We start from the raw sequence: 15,954 nt of genomic DNA, 5'->3' as shown, positions 1-15,954 counted from the left end.
GAAAGAAACCCGGCTGTTATGAATCTAAATAGCCGGGTTTCTTTCATTTTATCTACTCGTCTTCTGAAACGACATTTTAATAAATTTCTCCGTCTTCGTTTCAAATTCCACATCAACAAAAACACCATATTCTTTTCCGTCTTCACGTAGCCACAATTTGAATTTTTCAACTGTTATTTGAACGGTTTTTGGTTTTCTACCTATATGAAGGTAATCAATAATCTCTGCTTTTGGGTACTTTTCTTTCGTTTTCTCTACAGCAAGCTTACCCCATTTTGCATACGGCGGCTGCGCATGAACAATTGATGAGCCTGTATATATATTTGAACATGTTGTTAGGAACAGAAGGACGAGTGCGACACGCTTTAACAAATTCTTCATGATGAACTCCTTTTATCCTTTTTTTATATTGTTTACATTTTCTTTCTACGATATTAGTTTGGATTTTTTTGTCTTCTTTACATAAAAGCGAGGCTTTTACAAAACATAACCAAGAAATCATTTACATAATTAAGGAGGGAAAATTATGCGCCAAAAAGCTATGTTTAAAATAGCGGTTTTACTTGCGTTCATAGGACTGTCTTTAATGGTCAGTAGTATACAACTAAAGAATGTAGAAGCATTTTCTAATCAAGTCATTCAAAGAGGAGCATCGGGCGAAGATGTCATTGAACTGCAATCTCGTTTAAAATATAACGGATTTTATACGGGAAAAGTAGATGGTGTTTTCGGATGGGGTACATATTGGGCACTTCGGAATTTTCAAGAGAAATTTGGATTACCCGTTGATGGTTTAGCTGGAGCTAAAACGAAGCAAATGCTCGTGAAGGCAACGAAGTATGACAAATCAACTGCTAATAAAGGAACGACAACGAATAAAGGAAATAGTGGTGGCACTGCACAAGAGAATAAACCACCTCAAAATAAAGGGACAAATGTTCCGAACGGTTATTCTCAAAATGATATTCAGCTGATGGCAAACGCAGTATACGGAGAATCACGTGGTGAACCGTATTTAGGACAAGTTGCAGTAGCTGCTGTTATTTTGAACCGTGTTACAAGTGCGTCATTCCCAAATACTGTTTCAGGTGTAATCTTTGAACCTAGAGCATTTACAGCGGTAGCCGATGGACAAATATATTTAACACCAAATGAAACAGCAAAAAAAGCAGTTTTAGATGCGATTAACGGATGGGATCCAACAGGAAATGCTTTATATTATTTCAATCCAGATACTGCGACTAGTAAATGGATTTGGACTCGTCCACAAATTAAAAAAATCGGTAAACATATTTTCTGTAAATAGAGCGGAGGTGGGACAATGTTACGAGGTATTATCATTGTATTATTAACAGTCGGTGTAGTAGGAACAGGCTATTGGGGCTATAAAGAGCACCAAGAGAAAAATGCGGTTTTAATTCGAGCGGAAAATAGCTATCAACGTGCATTCCATGATTTAGCATACGAAGTCGATTTATTACACGATAAAATTGGCACAACACTTGCGATGAATTCACGATCATCTTTATCACCTGCATTAGCGGATGTATGGCGTTTAACATCTGAAGCTCGCTCAGATGTAGGACAACTACCTTTAACATTAATGCCATTTAATAAAACGGAAGAATTTTTAGCGAATATCGGTGATTTCAGTTACCGTGCAGCCATTCGTGATTTAGAAAAAGAGCCGTTAAATGAGCAAGAATATAAAACGCTACAAACTTTATATTCAAATGCAGGAAATATACAAGATGAACTAAGAAAAGTACAACATCTTGTTTTGAAAAATAATTTACGCTGGATGGATGTAGAAATGGCACTTGCATCAAATCGCGATCCAGCAGATAACACAATTATTGATGGATTGAAAACTGTAGAGAAAAACGTAACATCATATTCTTCTACAAACTTCGGACCGACCTTTACAAGTGCGCAAAAAAATAAAAAAGGTGGATTTGAAGCGGAAGGAAATGCAATTTCTAGAGATGAAGCGGCGAAAATTGCCAAATCGTTTTTGAATTTAAAAGGAAATGAAAAAGTAGATGTTGAGAAAAGCGGAAAAGGTGCGAAAGAATCCTTCTATAGTGTGAAAATTAAAGATGAAGCAACGAACAATGAGTTCTATATGGATATTACCGGAAAAGGCGGATATCCAATTTGGGTTATGAATAACCGCGAAATTAAAGAACAGAAAGTTAGTTTAAACGATGCAGGTAGTAAAGGTTTGAAATTTTTAAAGGACCATAAGTTTAATAATATGGAGCTTTATGATAGCTCTCAATATGATAATGTTGGTGTATTTACGTATGTAGTAAATGAAAATGGAGTACGAATTTATCCAGAATCAATCCAAATGAAAATTGCTTTAGATGATGGTTCTATCGTTGGGTTCTCCGCAAAAGAATATTTAGCGTCACATCAAAAGCGAACAGTTCCATCGGCAAAGCTAACTGCAGCAGAAGCAAGAAAGAAAATCAATCCGGATGTAAAAGTCATGGAAGAACGTAAAGCTTTAGTAGTCAATGATTTGCATAATGAAGTGCTTTGCTATGAATTTGTAGGCACTTTAGGAAAAGATACGTACCAAATATTCATTAATGCTAATAGCGGGGCCGAGGAAAAGGTAAAGAAAATGCAAGCTGTTGAAAAAATTTATGATTAAACCTTAATAGTGAAGTGGTGAAAATAATGAAAACTCTAATATATATATTGATGCTTTGCTTCGTTATAACTGGATGCAGTATTGGAAAAAAAGACAATCCAAACGAAAAGCCGGAACAAAAAAATGTTTCAATGAAAAATGTTAATTATACGAATAAATCAAATAAGCCAAATGAAAAAGCAGCAGATCATTTAGCATCTTTAGCAGCAAGTGTGCCAGGTGTGAATGATGCAACAGCGGTCGTTGTTGGAAAATATGCTATTGTAGGTATTGATGTAAAAGCAAAACTTGATCGAACTCGAGTTGAATCAATTAAATACTCTGTTGCAGAAAGTTTAAAAAATGACCCTGACGGTGCTAATGCAGTCGTTGTAGCAGATGTTGATACGTATGAACGCCTCAAACAAATCGGAAAGCAAATTAAAAAAGGAAAAACAGGTGAAGGTATACTAGATGAATTAGCCGCTATTGTGGGCCGAGTAATGCCACAAGTTCCAAATGATATGATAGAAAATAGAGAAACGAATCCAATTAAAGATAATGATAAACAATTACCAAAAGATGAAGAACAAGAGTTAAGAAAAGAACAGGATGATCAATCAAATAATCATTTGAATAAATGAAATTAGCCTCGTACTTAATTGTACGAGGTTTTTAAATATAATATTAAATATTCAGTTTATTTTTAAGGGAATATATGGTTTAATTATCATGGGAGGGACAACTGTTATGATGAAAAAAAGCGCATGTATATTGTTTAGTTTATGCTTAGGTTTCAGTATGACAGCGTGTGAACAGAGAAAAGAAGTGAAAAACCAAACAGCAACTTCTTCTACTGTGATGGAAAGGCAACAGAAAGAGTCTATCAATATAAATCATTTCTCGAGTATAAATGAAGGAATGACTTATACAGAAGTGAAAGATTTAATTGGTTTTGAAGGAGATTTACTTATAGAAGAAGGGGTAGAGCATTCTACACAAATTAAACAAATTTTTGCTTGGAAAGGGAACGATCCAAATTCATTTGTTGAAATTACCTTTTTAGATGGAAGAGTGCATTCAAAAGCACAGCAAGGTATAAGTTAATAAGCTGAAAAATGGGAGAGGTTAGCATGAACATACACACAGGGGAAATTCAATTAGCTCCGTATAAGGAGAAATATAAAGAAGTTATACAAACATTTACTTTACCAAGTGAACAAGTTCAGTTTACATCAGATCCAAGCGCATTACTGGAGAAAGCAAAAAGTGATTATACAAAAAATGTGATTGTTATTTTAGATCACAATGGGGTACCGGTGGGTCTTTTCGCATTGGAAACGGGAGATAGAGTAAAGGAGTTCACAGATAATGAGGATGCTTTACTTTTAACGTCATTTTCTATTAATCACAATAGACAAAGAAAAGGATTCGCTAAAAAGTCATTGTTATTATTAGAAGAGTTTGTAAAACGTTATTTTCCAATAAAAAATGAAGTTGTACTTGCTGTGAATGAAAGAAATATTCCTGCACAAAATTTATATGCAAAAGTTGGTTTCCAAGATAAAGGTTTTAGAAGAATGGGACCAATTGGCCAACAAATAATAATGCATTTACCTATAATGAAATAATGAGATAGAAAACTTACTCTTGAATATTCAAGTAGTAGGTTTTTTTATTTTAACAATATATAATATATGTATATAAAATGAAACAGGAATGAAGGATATAAAAAATGAATCAAGATAGAAAATGGAATATCGTTGGAGGAAGAGTGATTAAAACTGGGATTGCAGTTTTTCTTACAGTGTTAATTTGTGATTTTTTTAACATCCCAACTATTTTTGCTGTAATAACAGCAATTGTTACAATTGAACCAACTGCAACAGACTCAATAAAAAAAGGACTTATTCGCTTTCCGGCCTCAACAATTGGATCGGCATATGCCATGACTTTCACATTTTTCCTAGGCCACCAAGCAATTTCTTATGCATTAGCTGCAATGTTTACGATCGTTACATGTCAAAAACTAAGGTTACATGCGGGAACTTTAGTTGCAACTTTAACTGCCGTAGCAATGATTCCAATTACGGCAAATCATTATTTTACTGCATTTTTAATTCGTTTAGCTACTACATCTACTGGTATTATAGTATCTACTTTAGTGAATTTTTTCATTTTTCCACCCCACTACACGAAAATGATTTTTGGATGTACAGAGGATCTATTTGCTAAAACAGCAAATATTATGGAAGAATGGATTACTGCATTAGTTGCAGGAAAAGGTGTGAAAAAGGAGACTGCTCAGGATTTATCTAAATTGACTTTATTATTGCATAAGGCGATACAATTTGTTCAATATGAGCAGAAAGATTGGAAATATCATCAACATACAAAGAAGGAAATGAGAAGCTTTTTAACGATGCATAAGCAACTTCATATATTACAGCAAATCATTTACCATATAGATAATTTAGCTCGGGTATCAATTGAGACTTGTGACTGGTCACAAAGTGAAAGAGAAATATTACAACGAACAATTCATTCTATAATTGCTATATTGAGAAACCGTTGTAATGAAATTGATGAGGAACATTTCAAACTTATTGCTGAATTAGACAAGCAATTTTGGAGTTATAAAAATGATTTAAAAGATTATAAACCAAATCATTATCATCACCATTTTTCAAGTGAATCTATTATTTTATTTGAGGTATTATCTATTCATGATATGTTAGAAGAATTAAAACAAATATCCGAGAAATATGAGTGGGAAAACCGATTCAATTGATAAGTTCATTTTACTGTGGGGGGGATAATACGACATTTTATATTGCATTACTAAGAGGAATCAATGTCGGTGGCCATAAAGTAATCAAAATGGCTGATTTAAAACGAGTGTTTGAATCAATAGGGTTAAAACAAGTGAAAACATATATACAAAGTGGTAATATTGTGTTCGAATCTGAGGAAGGTATAAACTTTCTAAAGGACCAAATACAATCTGAAATAAAAAAAGAATTTGATTTCGATGTTCCAGTCATGCTAAGAACACATGATGAATTTATAAATATTATTAAACAATGTCCATATGAAGTTCATTCATTGTTAGAAGGAGAAAGTGTTCATATTGCTTTTTTAGCTAATGTACTTTCTGAAGAAGAGAGTAGTCAATTGCTTACATTTAAAAGTGAACTTGAAGATTGCTATATAGATGAGAAGGTCGTTTATTTATTTTTCAAAAATAGCATTCGAAATTCTAAATTAATGAACCAGTTTCAGAAGTTACATACACCAGCTACAGTTAGGAATTGGCGGACTGTGAATAAATTAAAAGCAATTGTAGAGAGTATGTAAATATAAAAAGATGAGGTTTTCTACATGTAGAAAACCTCATCTTTTTACTTATATTGTTTTGCAACTATGAGTTCGACAATAGGATAAATAAAGAATGAAGAGCAAATTGCGATGAACAGGGGGAGGTTTTTTACTCCATCTAAATTAGCCCCCATAGAAAATCCTTCGGAGAAGATTAATAAAAGGAACATTACAACTACAAGCACAAAATACGCAATTTTAAAGCTTTTATATGTAATTTGTTGTCCCATCTCATCTTGACTTTCTTCTGACACACCGTGGGGATCTCCCCAAGTAATGTGATTAATTAAATTACTAAGTATTAACGAAATAGCAAAAATCGTACCACCTAAAATAGAACCTTCAGTTATGTATTTATATGTGCCATGTACTAGTATTGCAATTAATGCTAAAACAATGATTATAAAAATAGTTTTTTTAGTATTCAATAAATAATTGCCCCCTCGATTGTAAAAAACTCTTTACAAATATAAGTATAAAATTGGAAAAGTGTCATGTCAAATACTTTTTACACACAATATGTAAGTATGCAATATTTTGTTTTTATGATAAATAAAAAATTACAATACATTTGAATGTAAAAGAATGGGCTCGCATATATTTGGAAGGGATGTCAGATTAATTTAGGGGGTAGTTATGTCTATACTTTTAAAAGCTGGTGCAGATGCAGGAAACAACGGTTTGAAGTTAATGGTGAAAGGGCAAGACCCTATTTTTATTCCGAGTATTTATTCTTTATATATAGGTGAGCCTACAGGACTCTTAGATGAGGTAGATGTTTCATTATCTGAATTAGAAAACCACATTGATGTGACTATAAGTTCGCCATCGTTAATGCTAAATAATGTACGATACATCGTTGGAGAAAAAGTTATTCAAGATCAATTAAAAGGTACTGAGGTAGAGAAGAAATCGAATAAGTCAACGGATGAGTTAATGGTTATTACAATACTATCAGGTTTGGCGGTAAGCGCTATGCGTCAAAGTCCAACTTCTAGCCATATTAATATTCGTTATGATTTATCTGTCGCTCTTCCTATGCAGCTTATTACACAAGAAATAGCTGCTGAAAATGCAAAACGTTATATGGGAAATCATAAGGTTATTTTCCATTATCCGAACGGACGCGATGTGACAATTAATGTTTCAATTGAGTATTGTAAATGCCTGCCTGAGGGCGCTTCTGGTACGTGGGGCATTGTATACGATGAAGAAGGAAATGTTGTGAAACATAAAATAGAATGTGAGCAAAATCAAGTTTCTGAAATTGATTTTGTAGATAAAACTCTACTCTCTTTTGATATTGGTGCAGGGACGACAGAAGAAGTCGTTTCATTAGGGGTGAATTTCCGTCCGCAACTAAGTAAAGGTTTATCTTATGGTGTAAAAGAGACGTTACTACAAATCATTACGAGATGGAACCGGAAGTATCCAACTAAAACGATTGATAGTATTACAGAATTCAATCAAATTTATTTAAATGATAAGCATCCGAGAAATACCTTATTAGTTGAGGAATCACAGCCAGCGCTATTAGGTTTAGCAGCACGTGTTGCAACAGATATTATAAATAAAATTGATGATATGAAAGACGATCCATACGTGTTTATTTATGGCGGGGGTGCAGTAATTATTAAAAATAGTTTAAAAATGATTTTAAAGCAAAAAGGACGACTCAAAAATGTAATCTTTGTAGATAATCCGTTATTTACAAATGCACGAGGATTATTAGTTTATACTTGTTCGCCAAAATATAGAGAGCATAAGCAAAAAGAGTTAGGATTTACAAACTTAACGATAAGTTAGTTGGTGGAAGTATGCGATCTAGGCGATATAAACGTGGTGATCGAGTAAAAATCAATATTCATAAATCGGTATCACCTGAAATGCTTGCGTGGCTGAATAAACAATCAAATCCAACTAATTTCTTCTTTTTTGCTGCGCAGCAACTATTTAAACAAGTTGGAGATATTGACGTTTCAAAAGCTTTACCAAGCAGCCATGTTTTCTCATTATATGTGGAGCCTTCATCCTTATTAAAAGTCGAAGTAAACCCTTTTAAAAACATGACACTAGACACAAATACATCCACCGAAAATGCAAAAAAAAAATTATGGGAATCTGTTGATCAATTAGATTGTCCATTTTTTTAAACATAGAAAAATATAAAAAGTCCCCATCACTATACATACGAATACAGTGATGGGTTTTTGTTTGTAACTAGAAGGGGGCACAATTTGTGCCCCCTTCCATTAGTTATTTATCTAAATTTTAGATGTATGTTTAGAAACAGCGTTAATTATGCTTTCCCAGTCATCTGGATGGTTTTCATGGCCTGCCCCTTTAAGAGTTAATAGTACTGAGTTTGGAATTTCATCAATTAGTGCGAGGCCATGTTCAAATGGGAGTGCTGTATCGTCTGTTCCGTGAATAACCAATGTTGGTGCTTGTATGGAGTGAAGTACACCTTCATATGCATCATCACCTTGAAGTAAAGCGTGATTAAACATACTTAATAAATTGTTTGCGCGTTCTATTTCTTGTTTTACTTGTGTATAAACTCTATTTTCATCAAATATTCGTTCTGATCCACATAATAGTCGAGATCCTGAAACTAAATATTCTGCCACATCATTTTTATTTGTCCAATCTATACTTGCGCTCTTTACATGATGTGTTAAAATCCTTTCATCCATTGGGGGTAAATCGCGAGTATTATTATCAGATCCTATTACACTAGTCGCTAGTAAAGTTAGCGTCAAAATTCTTTCGGGATGTTTTACAGCGGCAATTTGAGCAATCATACCACCTAATGACATACCAAAAAGATGGGCTTTATCAATATGATAAGCGTCTAATACTCCGATTGCATCTTCAGCCATATCTGTTACTGAATAATTTGAAGTGCCAGGTTCATATGTAACAGAGCGTCCAACATCGCGATTATCAAAGCGAATAACAAATTTTCCTGTGTTCGCCAACTGTTCACAAAATTCTTCATCCCAATATATCATTGAACAAGTAGCTCCCATAATTAATAAAATAGCGGGATCATTAGAGTTACCGAAGCTTTCTGTACATATATCAATACCGTTTATTTTAAATATCTTTTCACTCATAAAGTTAGCCCCATTTCTTTTGAATTTAATTAATAATACAGTTTTGAATAATTCTAAGATGTGTGTAAGATTCTTTTTGAAATTCATCCCGCTATTTGCCGGGCAGTAAGAGCCCGATTGGTGAGGAATGATTAAAGTTTCACTTTATAATGCTTTTTGCATAATTACCCCCAAAAATAAGTATATGGTAATTCAAAACAAAAAATTTTGAGAAATAATTGTATGTTATTAAAATAAACAGCAAGGAGGAGAGGAAATGAAAGCAATCGTTATTGATCGATATGGCAGTGTTGAAGAATTAAAAGAAAGACAAGTTTTAAAACCGATTGTTAAGAATAACGAAAAAGCTCAACAATAGATAATATCCCATACTATACATTTTCATTTGCGGGTATTATTTATTGTTGGCTAATGTGATATTACTTCTAACAAATACTTTTTCGTATTGTATCATGTAATTTCTCTAATCCAATTTCCATATCTTTCTCGTTTAACATTGAATAGCTAATTCTTAATTGGTTATCATTTGTTTCGTAGTTTAATAGACAAGCTGTTCCTGGTAAAAAAGAGACATCTACTTCATTTGCTTTTTGTAATAAGGTAAAGGGATCTATCGAATCAGGTAGTGTCATCCATAAATTAAAACCTCCATTTGGTATTTCAAAGTGTAGTTCTTTTAATGGCGATAATATATCAATTGTTAAATCACGTCTCATTTGTAAAGCTGTACGTAATTTTTCTAAATGTTTTTTCATACGTTCTGCACGTAAAAACGGTAGAAGTGCCTTTTGTGTTAATAAAGGACTACCGATATCCATTGAACCTTTTACTGCATATAGCCATTCAAAAATAGGACCATCGGCAATAAGCGCCGCGATACGCAGTCCTGGTGCTAACGTTTTACTAAATCCTTTTATATATATTACGTGGCCATCCTTATCAAAACTTTTGATTGGGGGCGGGATTATAGCATCTTCAAAATATATTTCTCCGAAAGAATCATCTTCAATGATAAAAAATTGATATAGCCCCGCTAGTTCTATAAGTTCCATTCTTCGTTCTTTACTCATTACTGTACCTGTCGGGTTTTGGAAGGTCGGATTCGTATACAATAAAACGGGATTTTTACTTTGACAAATATCATCAATTAAGTCGGAGCGAACTCCATGATTATCAAGAGAAACAGGAATGATTTGAACACCTTTATTGATGAAAACATCAAGCGCGGCACTGTAACACGGACTTTCTACTAATACAGTATCTCCAGGTTTTAATAATGTTTGAGCAATTAAATCAATTCCTTGTTGTGCTCCGCTTGTAATTAATAATTGAGATGGATCCGTCACTAATTTCTGGTGTTTATTTAAGTAATTTGCTATTTCAACTCGCAATTCATAATCGCCTTGAACTGGCCCATAAGTTGCTAACAACATCGGATTTTTATCCAGCAATTTATGCATTTCGTCTGCCAAAAATGGATTCGGTAACAGACGGGGATACAGAATTGCTTGTGAAAAATCATAATATTTACGGTGTTTATTCATTGCATATTGAGAACGCATAACATTAATAGATCTTGATTGTTGCCATTTATACGGTATCGGTTTGAAATCTTTCTTTACCCGTTTATATATGTAAGCACCTTTTCCTTGTTCGATGCGTATATACCCTTTCGTTTCTAACTGTTTATAAGCTTTACGAACAGTTAATACATTGATTTGTAAATCTGTGGCCATACAACGTAAAGAAGGAAGGGATTCACCATGTGAAAGCATACCACTTTGTACTCTTTCAACAATTTGCATATATATTTGCTTGTAATACGGTATGTTTGATTCTTTACGCAATACAATCTTCATAGGTTCACCTATTTTTCTTTTTAATTTAATTAAAGCGAAAAATATATAGGGAATCAACTACAACTTGAAGTAACTGTTATATGTACCGATACACTGTTATACACCATAGCCTCTATACTCATTTTAAGAGTAAAAAGGAGGAAGTAAAATGGTCATTTTTAATTACATTTTAGTATGTATTATTTTCGGGACAACATTTTTAACGATTAAAATTGGAATTGAAGCAGGAGCGCCACCGTTGTTTTCAGCAGGAATTCGTTTCTTTTTAGCGGGTATAATCCTTATGATTATTTTTAAATTAAAGCGAAAAGAAATTATGCCACATATATTTTCAAAACGTATTATGTATGCTGGATTTTGTTTAACATTTATGACATTCGCAAGTTTATATTGGTCAGAACAATATATTTCTTCGGGATTAGCTGCTGTTCTTTCTGCTACGGGACCAATGATGATTTTATTAATACAAGCAAAGAGGAATAGGGAGAAATTACAAAAGGAACAACTCGTTGCTTTAGTTATTGCACTAATAGGTGTTATATTTGTTTCTTTACCAGGAATGCATCAACAAGTAAGTTTCATATGGAGTATTGCTTGTATTGTTTTAGTTATAGGGGAGCTATTTTACGGAATAGGCTCTATTCGTTCGAAAGAAATACTGTCAGATTTATCAACTGTATCACCATTTCTTATTAACGGTATTCAAATGTTTTATGGAGGGATTTTACTACTCATCGCATCTATTATTGTAGAACAACCAAATGTAACCGTATTAACTTCATGGAGTGTGCAATGGCCTATTTTATATCTCATATTTATCGGATCGATTGGTGGACACGGATTATATTACTGGCTCTTATCAAAAACAAATCCAGTATTTCCATCGACGTGGTTATATGTATCACCATTAATTGCAATAATTGTGGGATATATCATTTTAGGAGAGCCTTTAAATCCTACAATGGGAATGGGGGCTTGTCTTATATTGATTGGTGTATTTTTGGCCAATCGTTCAACACTACGGACTTATTTCAAAAAAGGGCGGTTATTAGAGAAGGAGATGTAGTTTAATAAAGCAACAGCCCTGTATATTACAGGACTGATAAAATCAAAAACACAGTTGGAAAAATAACCAACTGTGTTTTTGATAATTAATTCACTTTTTTAATAAAGCCTTTATAATGACGTTTTACAAGCTGGCTTTCTAACGTCTTCATAGTTTCTAGTGCTACACCGACAATGATAAGTAAGCTTGTACCACCAATTTGAGCAGAAGGTGGTAACGTAGCAATTTTCGTGAATACGAGTGGTAATATAGAAATAGCACCTAAGAAAATTGCACCGATAAATGTTAAACGGTATAGAATTTTAGTTACATATTGTTCAGTTGCTTTACCAGGACGAATACCAGGAACATATCCATTTTGCTTTTTCAAATTCTCAGCCATTTGTTCAGGATTTACTTGAATAAATGCGTAGAAGTATGTGAAAGCAACGATAAGACCGACATAAAGTGTCATTCCAATTGGATGTGCGAAATCAAGATTTGCAACTAACCATTTTGATACGCTTGAATCAGGGAAGAGCTGCGCAATTGTACGCGGCGTCATTAAAAATGCAGAAGCAAAGATAACTGGTATAACACCAGCACTATTTACTTTAAGCGGTAAATGAGTGTTTTTTGCTCCTTGATATTGATTGTTTCCTGAAACAGCTTTTGCATATTGGATCGGTATTTTACGTACAGCTTGTTGAATGTAAATAACACCAACAACTATCGCTAAAATTACGAGTCCAATTAAAACAATTTTTATTATGTGCATAAATAGCTGATCGCCAGCATTTTGGAATTGTTGTAAATAAATTTGATTTGCAACATTTGGAATCGCGGCAACGAGACCTGCGAAGATAATCATCGAAATACCATTACCAACTCCGTTAGCGGTAATTTGTTCGCCTAACCAAAGTAAAAATGCAGTACCTGCAGTTAAAACTGTCGCAATAAATAAGTATGTAGTCCAGCTTTGATCTGTTATTAATTGTCCACCTGCTATATTATTAAAGCCATAAGACATTCCGATGGCCTGTATGAATGCGAGAATGATTGTAAAGTATCGAGTGAATTGAGCTGATTTCTTACGGCCCATTTCTCCTTGCTTTGCCCATTCCGAAAATTTAGGTATAACATCCATTTGTAGTAACTGTACTATGATGGAAGCTGTAATATATGGTGTAATACCTACAGCAAAGATTGAGAAGTGTTGCAATGCTCCTCCACCAAATACGTTTAACATACCTAGAACGTTAGCTTGATCTTGTACTTTTAATACCTCTGCGTTAGTATGAGGAACTGGAATAAACGTGCCAATTCGAAAAACGATTAACATCGCTAGTGTAAAAAGGATTTTCCTTCTTATCTCAGCTACTCTCATGAAATTTGAAATCGTACGAAACATTATGTCGCCTCCTATATTTTTATCAGTAAAAAACTGATTATTATACCCTATGAAGTAACCACAAACCTCCTTCCGCACTAAATTCATTTGACAAATGGATTTTCATACACTTTGTAGTTTTCACGGATATAAAAATATAAGGTGTTATATAAGCGACCTATACACTTTACGTAATCATTCAATACCCATAATATATCGAATAAATTAACAAATGTACATACATACGCATTAAAAATGAATAAATAGGGTCATTTTTTACATTTATTTAATGATAAATTGATAGGACATTATTATTCAAGATTGTTATACATGTTATAAAAATAAAAGCGAGCCATTATGATTTATAACTAATATTCATTCAAATGTGTCAGCTAATAGCGTCTCCCAATCTTTAAAGGATAATTTATCAGTTATATGTTTTAGTGCGTTAGGTACAACAATATGACAAATAAGTTCTAAGCTATTACCATCTGGATCAATAAAATAAACAGATGCATTACCTTGATGTGGACGGACAAAGGGTTCAATAGATTCATTACTCCCAAACGGAACAGCTTTAATTTGAAGTGAGTGTAACCAATGTAATGATTCTTTTAAATCCTCATAGGAAACTCTAAATGCAATATGACGTAAAGAAGGATGATATTTTGTTTCGTATTCAGAGCCCGCCCATAATCCTAGCCAACTTTTCCCTTCCTCAATCCAAAAGAATGCTGTTGATTCATCGCTCCAGGCTAACTTCAACCCTAGTTTTTCATAAAATTCGATAGATTGTTGTAAATTACTCACTGGTAAATGCGCTTCGTATATTCCTTTAATCAATTAAAATCCTCCACCTTTTTATTTTCTTACAATTAATATATCGATTTAAAAAGAATGTAAAATCAAATAAAAGTATGAAAGTACATACTACTTTAGTAGTAATAGTAATCAATTATATTTCAATTCAAATTCATCTCCCGCTGATTAAAGTTTCACTTTATATGATTAGAGAATTCTTTTTATTTAAGAAGGAATAAATGTTAAAGAAAGCTAATTAAACAGTGTACATATTTATAGGGGAGAAGATATAAATGAAAGTTGTTATAAAAAAATTACCACCATTAGAAGTAGCGTATATAAGACGAACTGGTAGCTACTTTGAACCGCAAGATCACTGGGGAAAGTTACTGAATTGGTCAATTGAAAATAAACTGTATCCACCAGAGCAATCCTTTATCGGAATATCATTGGATAATCCTGAACTTGTTGCAAGTCATAAGTGCCGGCATGATGCATGTGTTACGATTCCTGAAAACTTCGATAAAGAAAAGTATCATGATGTGCAATTTAAAAAATTAGATGGAGGTACATATGGTCTATACCAGTTCTATGATGAACCTCATAAATTAAGTGAAGCGTATCAATACATGTATGTAGAGTGGCTACCAAATAGTGAGTATGATGCAGATTATGATAGAGATAATTTAGAGTTTTGCTTAAATAATGTTGCTGAAGATCTAGACGGAAAGTTAAAGGTTGATTTATTTGTGCCAATTAAAAAGATAAAAAAAAACAAATAAGTTCATTTGTGGCTTTAAAATAAAATTGGAATAGTAGTGAAAGAAAAACTTTTTTTGAAGATAATATCTCTAGCGTAGAAATTTAAGTATGTAGGTTGCAATGAAAGGAGAATCCACATGGATACATTTGTAAATGACAAGTTTTATGAAACGAGAGATCAATTATTTGAGGAAATTACTTTGTTGAGTGATGCTCAATTTAATAGGAAACCAGATAAGGATAAATGGAGTATTGCACAAGTTTGTCATCATTTAGTTTTATTAGATGAGAGAGTGATAACAGTTATTTCCTCAGGGTTAAAAAAGTTAGATAGTACCCAAAATGAGCGTAAAGAAATTCACACTATTTTATTAGATAGAACGAAAAAGTTTATAGCTCCAGAAATGATTGAACCAAGTATAGAACCATTTGAAGTGGAGCAAATGCTCAATATGCTAAACGAATCAAGAAAAGAATTGATGCGTTTCCTGAGTACAATAGAAGATGAGTCTATATTAGCGAAAAAATCAGTGATGCATCCAGCTCTTGGAGAATTATCCCTTGATCAGTGGATAGAATTGATCTATTTACATGAACAGCGTCATATTTCACAAATAAAAGAGATAAAATTGCTTTGTGAAATTGAAAAGTAAAAATTATTCCCTATTTATTGATACGTATTATAAACAGGGGAAACGGTTGATTCATATTGATTCAGAAGAAAACAAAAATAGAATGAAATTAGTTAAAAGTGACCAATAAGCTTAAGAAAATATGAAACTATCCGATTTTCTGTATAAGTGTAACCCCGTCTTAAATGAAGAGCGGGGTTATTTTTTTGAAAGTACACTTCACACGCTTAAGGAAGGAGTATTCTGTCAGAAAACGATAAAATACAATTCTGTTAGGGGATGTATGCAATTTATTCTCTTTATTTTTGCAACAGAACCACCTTCAAA

Annotated in this window: 18 protein-coding genes; 12 read left to right on the top strand and 6 right to left on the bottom strand. The window is 33.1% G+C overall.

All coding sequences use genetic code 11. From position 1 onward, the window contains the following. Positions 1-48: 48 nt before the first annotated feature. Positions 49-381 (bottom strand): YqzG/YhdC family protein, encoded by a 333-nt coding sequence (locus ACTFO4_RS15075; protein WP_000793368.1) that lies wholly within the window; start codon positions 379-381, stop codon positions 49-51. Positions 382-526: 145 nt separating this feature from the next. Here ACTFO4_RS15075 and sleB point away from each other — a divergent pair, with 145 nt between their 5' ends. From sleB to ACTFO4_RS15040, 7 genes are all read left to right on the top strand, one after another. Continuing rightward, positions 527-1,306: a spore cortex-lytic enzyme gene (sleB, locus tag ACTFO4_RS15070; RefSeq protein ID WP_001249063.1), complete on the top strand. Its 780-nt coding sequence runs from the start codon at positions 527-529 to the stop codon at positions 1,304-1,306. Positions 1,307-1,321: 15 nt separating this feature from the next. Beyond that, on the top strand, positions 1,322-2,662 hold the full coding sequence (gene ypeB / locus ACTFO4_RS15065; protein ID WP_440013853.1) for a germination protein YpeB: 1,341 nt from the start codon (positions 1,322-1,324) through the stop codon (positions 2,660-2,662). A gap of 26 nt (positions 2,663-2,688) precedes the next feature. Further along, positions 2,689-3,285: a YhcN/YlaJ family sporulation lipoprotein gene (locus ACTFO4_RS15060; RefSeq protein ID WP_000854053.1), complete on the top strand. Its 597-nt coding sequence runs from the start codon at positions 2,689-2,691 to the stop codon at positions 3,283-3,285. Positions 3,286-3,391: 106 nt separating this feature from the next. After that, positions 3,392-3,748, top strand: a complete 357-nt coding sequence (locus ACTFO4_RS15055) for a hypothetical protein (protein WP_000976446.1) — start codon at positions 3,392-3,394, stop codon at positions 3,746-3,748. An 11-nt stretch (positions 3,749-3,759) separates the two neighbouring features. Further along, positions 3,760-4,272, top strand: coding sequence for a GNAT family N-acetyltransferase (locus ACTFO4_RS15050; protein ID WP_139365822.1), 513 nt, complete (start codon positions 3,760-3,762; stop codon positions 4,270-4,272). Between the two features lie 104 nt (positions 4,273-4,376). Further along, positions 4,377-5,432 (top strand): aromatic acid exporter family protein, encoded by a 1,056-nt coding sequence (locus ACTFO4_RS15045; RefSeq protein WP_440013851.1) that lies wholly within the window; start codon positions 4,377-4,379, stop codon positions 5,430-5,432. Beyond that, positions 5,432-5,998, top strand: coding sequence for a DUF1697 domain-containing protein (locus ACTFO4_RS15040; RefSeq protein WP_440013932.1), 567 nt, complete (start codon positions 5,432-5,434; stop codon positions 5,996-5,998). The genes ACTFO4_RS15045 and ACTFO4_RS15040 overlap by 1 nt, the downstream gene beginning before the upstream one ends. A gap of 44 nt (positions 5,999-6,042) precedes the next feature. Here the strand turns inward: ACTFO4_RS15040 and ACTFO4_RS15035 are convergent, their stop codons facing one another. Then, the gene (locus ACTFO4_RS15035; RefSeq protein WP_001093141.1) at positions 6,043-6,447 is read right to left on the bottom strand and encodes a hypothetical protein; all 405 of its coding nucleotides are present in this window, start codon (positions 6,445-6,447) and stop codon (positions 6,043-6,045) included. A 208-nt stretch (positions 6,448-6,655) separates the two neighbouring features. Between ACTFO4_RS15035 and ACTFO4_RS15030 the strand changes: the two genes are divergently transcribed. Further along, positions 6,656-7,825, top strand: a complete 1,170-nt coding sequence (locus tag ACTFO4_RS15030) for a ParM/StbA family protein (RefSeq protein WP_000025622.1) — start codon at positions 6,656-6,658, stop codon at positions 7,823-7,825. An 11-nt stretch (positions 7,826-7,836) separates the two neighbouring features. Next, a complete protein-coding gene (locus ACTFO4_RS15025; protein WP_001257760.1) occupies positions 7,837-8,172 on the top strand; it encodes a hypothetical protein in 336 nt (111 codons plus the stop codon). Between the two features lie 111 nt (positions 8,173-8,283). On the opposite strand, the gene ACTFO4_RS15020 is transcribed toward ACTFO4_RS15025, so the two are convergent. After that, a complete protein-coding gene (locus ACTFO4_RS15020) occupies positions 8,284-9,138 on the bottom strand; it encodes an alpha/beta fold hydrolase (RefSeq protein ID WP_001290785.1) in 855 nt (284 codons plus the stop codon). A gap of 425 nt (positions 9,139-9,563) precedes the next feature. Further along, positions 9,564-10,997: a MocR-like pyridoxine biosynthesis transcription factor PdxR gene (gene pdxR / locus ACTFO4_RS15015; RefSeq protein ID WP_440013850.1), complete on the bottom strand. Its 1,434-nt coding sequence runs from the start codon at positions 10,995-10,997 to the stop codon at positions 9,564-9,566. Positions 10,998-11,145: 148 nt separating this feature from the next. Between pdxR and ACTFO4_RS15010 the strand changes: the two genes are divergently transcribed. Beyond that, entirely contained in the window at positions 11,146-12,063 is a 918-nt protein-coding gene (locus ACTFO4_RS15010) for a DMT family transporter (RefSeq protein ID WP_326234936.1), read from the top strand. An 85-nt stretch (positions 12,064-12,148) separates the two neighbouring features. Here the strand turns inward: ACTFO4_RS15010 and secY are convergent, their stop codons facing one another. Both secY and ACTFO4_RS15000 read right to left on the bottom strand, forming a co-directional pair. Next, positions 12,149-13,453 (bottom strand): preprotein translocase subunit SecY, encoded by a 1,305-nt coding sequence (gene secY, locus ACTFO4_RS15005; protein ID WP_000490135.1) that lies wholly within the window; start codon positions 13,451-13,453, stop codon positions 12,149-12,151. A 354-nt stretch (positions 13,454-13,807) separates the two neighbouring features. Next, positions 13,808-14,275, bottom strand: a complete 468-nt coding sequence (locus ACTFO4_RS15000) for a VOC family protein (protein WP_000589640.1) — start codon at positions 14,273-14,275, stop codon at positions 13,808-13,810. 251 nt (positions 14,276-14,526) lie between these two features. On the opposite strand from ACTFO4_RS15000, the gene ACTFO4_RS14995 reads away from it, so the two are divergent. Both ACTFO4_RS14995 and ACTFO4_RS14990 read left to right on the top strand, forming a co-directional pair. After that, entirely contained in the window at positions 14,527-15,015 is a 489-nt protein-coding gene (locus ACTFO4_RS14995; RefSeq protein WP_061457319.1) for an AraC family transcriptional regulator, read from the top strand. 117 nt (positions 15,016-15,132) lie between these two features. Further along, on the top strand, positions 15,133-15,648 hold the full coding sequence (locus ACTFO4_RS14990; RefSeq protein WP_000379366.1) for a DinB family protein: 516 nt from the start codon (positions 15,133-15,135) through the stop codon (positions 15,646-15,648). Positions 15,649-15,954: the final 306 nt, after the last annotated feature.

Origin of the sequence: Bacillus cereus group sp. MYBKT14-1 (genome assembly GCF_051915185.1) — a bacterium.
Taxonomy (GTDB): domain Bacteria; phylum Bacillota; class Bacilli; order Bacillales; family Bacillaceae_G; genus Bacillus_A; species Bacillus_A cereus.
This window is presented reverse-complemented; position numbering and strand designations above follow the sequence as displayed.

What these genes read in the sequence shown, in the direction of transcription:
- ACTFO4_RS15075 (WP_000793368.1), bottom strand. Translation starts at nt 381, where the DNA reads ATGAAGAATTTGTTAAAGCGTGTCGCACTCGTCCTTCTGTTCCTAACA.
- sleB (WP_001249063.1), top strand. Translation starts at nt 527, where the DNA reads ATGCGCCAAAAAGCTATGTTTAAAATAGCGGTTTTACTTGCGTTCATA.
- ypeB (WP_440013853.1), top strand. Translation starts at nt 1,322, where the DNA reads ATGTTACGAGGTATTATCATTGTATTATTAACAGTCGGTGTAGTAGGA.
- ACTFO4_RS15060 (WP_000854053.1), top strand. Translation starts at nt 2,689, where the DNA reads ATGAAAACTCTAATATATATATTGATGCTTTGCTTCGTTATAACTGGA.
- ACTFO4_RS15055 (WP_000976446.1), top strand. Translation starts at nt 3,392, where the DNA reads ATGATGAAAAAAAGCGCATGTATATTGTTTAGTTTATGCTTAGGTTTC.
- ACTFO4_RS15050 (WP_139365822.1), top strand. Translation starts at nt 3,760, where the DNA reads ATGGGAGAGGTTAGCATGAACATACACACAGGGGAAATTCAATTAGCT.
- ACTFO4_RS15045 (WP_440013851.1), top strand. Translation starts at nt 4,377, where the DNA reads ATGAATCAAGATAGAAAATGGAATATCGTTGGAGGAAGAGTGATTAAA.
- ACTFO4_RS15030 (WP_000025622.1), top strand. Translation starts at nt 6,656, where the DNA reads ATGTCTATACTTTTAAAAGCTGGTGCAGATGCAGGAAACAACGGTTTG.
- ACTFO4_RS15025 (WP_001257760.1), top strand. Translation starts at nt 7,837, where the DNA reads ATGCGATCTAGGCGATATAAACGTGGTGATCGAGTAAAAATCAATATT.
- ACTFO4_RS15020 (WP_001290785.1), bottom strand. Translation starts at nt 9,138, where the DNA reads ATGAGTGAAAAGATATTTAAAATAAACGGTATTGATATATGTACAGAA.
- pdxR (WP_440013850.1), bottom strand. Translation starts at nt 10,997, where the DNA reads ATGAAGATTGTATTGCGTAAAGAATCAAACATACCGTATTACAAGCAA.
- ACTFO4_RS15010 (WP_326234936.1), top strand. Translation starts at nt 11,146, where the DNA reads ATGGTCATTTTTAATTACATTTTAGTATGTATTATTTTCGGGACAACA.
- secY (WP_000490135.1), bottom strand. Translation starts at nt 13,453, where the DNA reads ATGTTTCGTACGATTTCAAATTTCATGAGAGTAGCTGAGATAAGAAGG.
- ACTFO4_RS14995 (WP_061457319.1), top strand. Translation starts at nt 14,527, where the DNA reads ATGAAAGTTGTTATAAAAAAATTACCACCATTAGAAGTAGCGTATATA.
- ACTFO4_RS14990 (WP_000379366.1), top strand. Translation starts at nt 15,133, where the DNA reads ATGGATACATTTGTAAATGACAAGTTTTATGAAACGAGAGATCAATTA.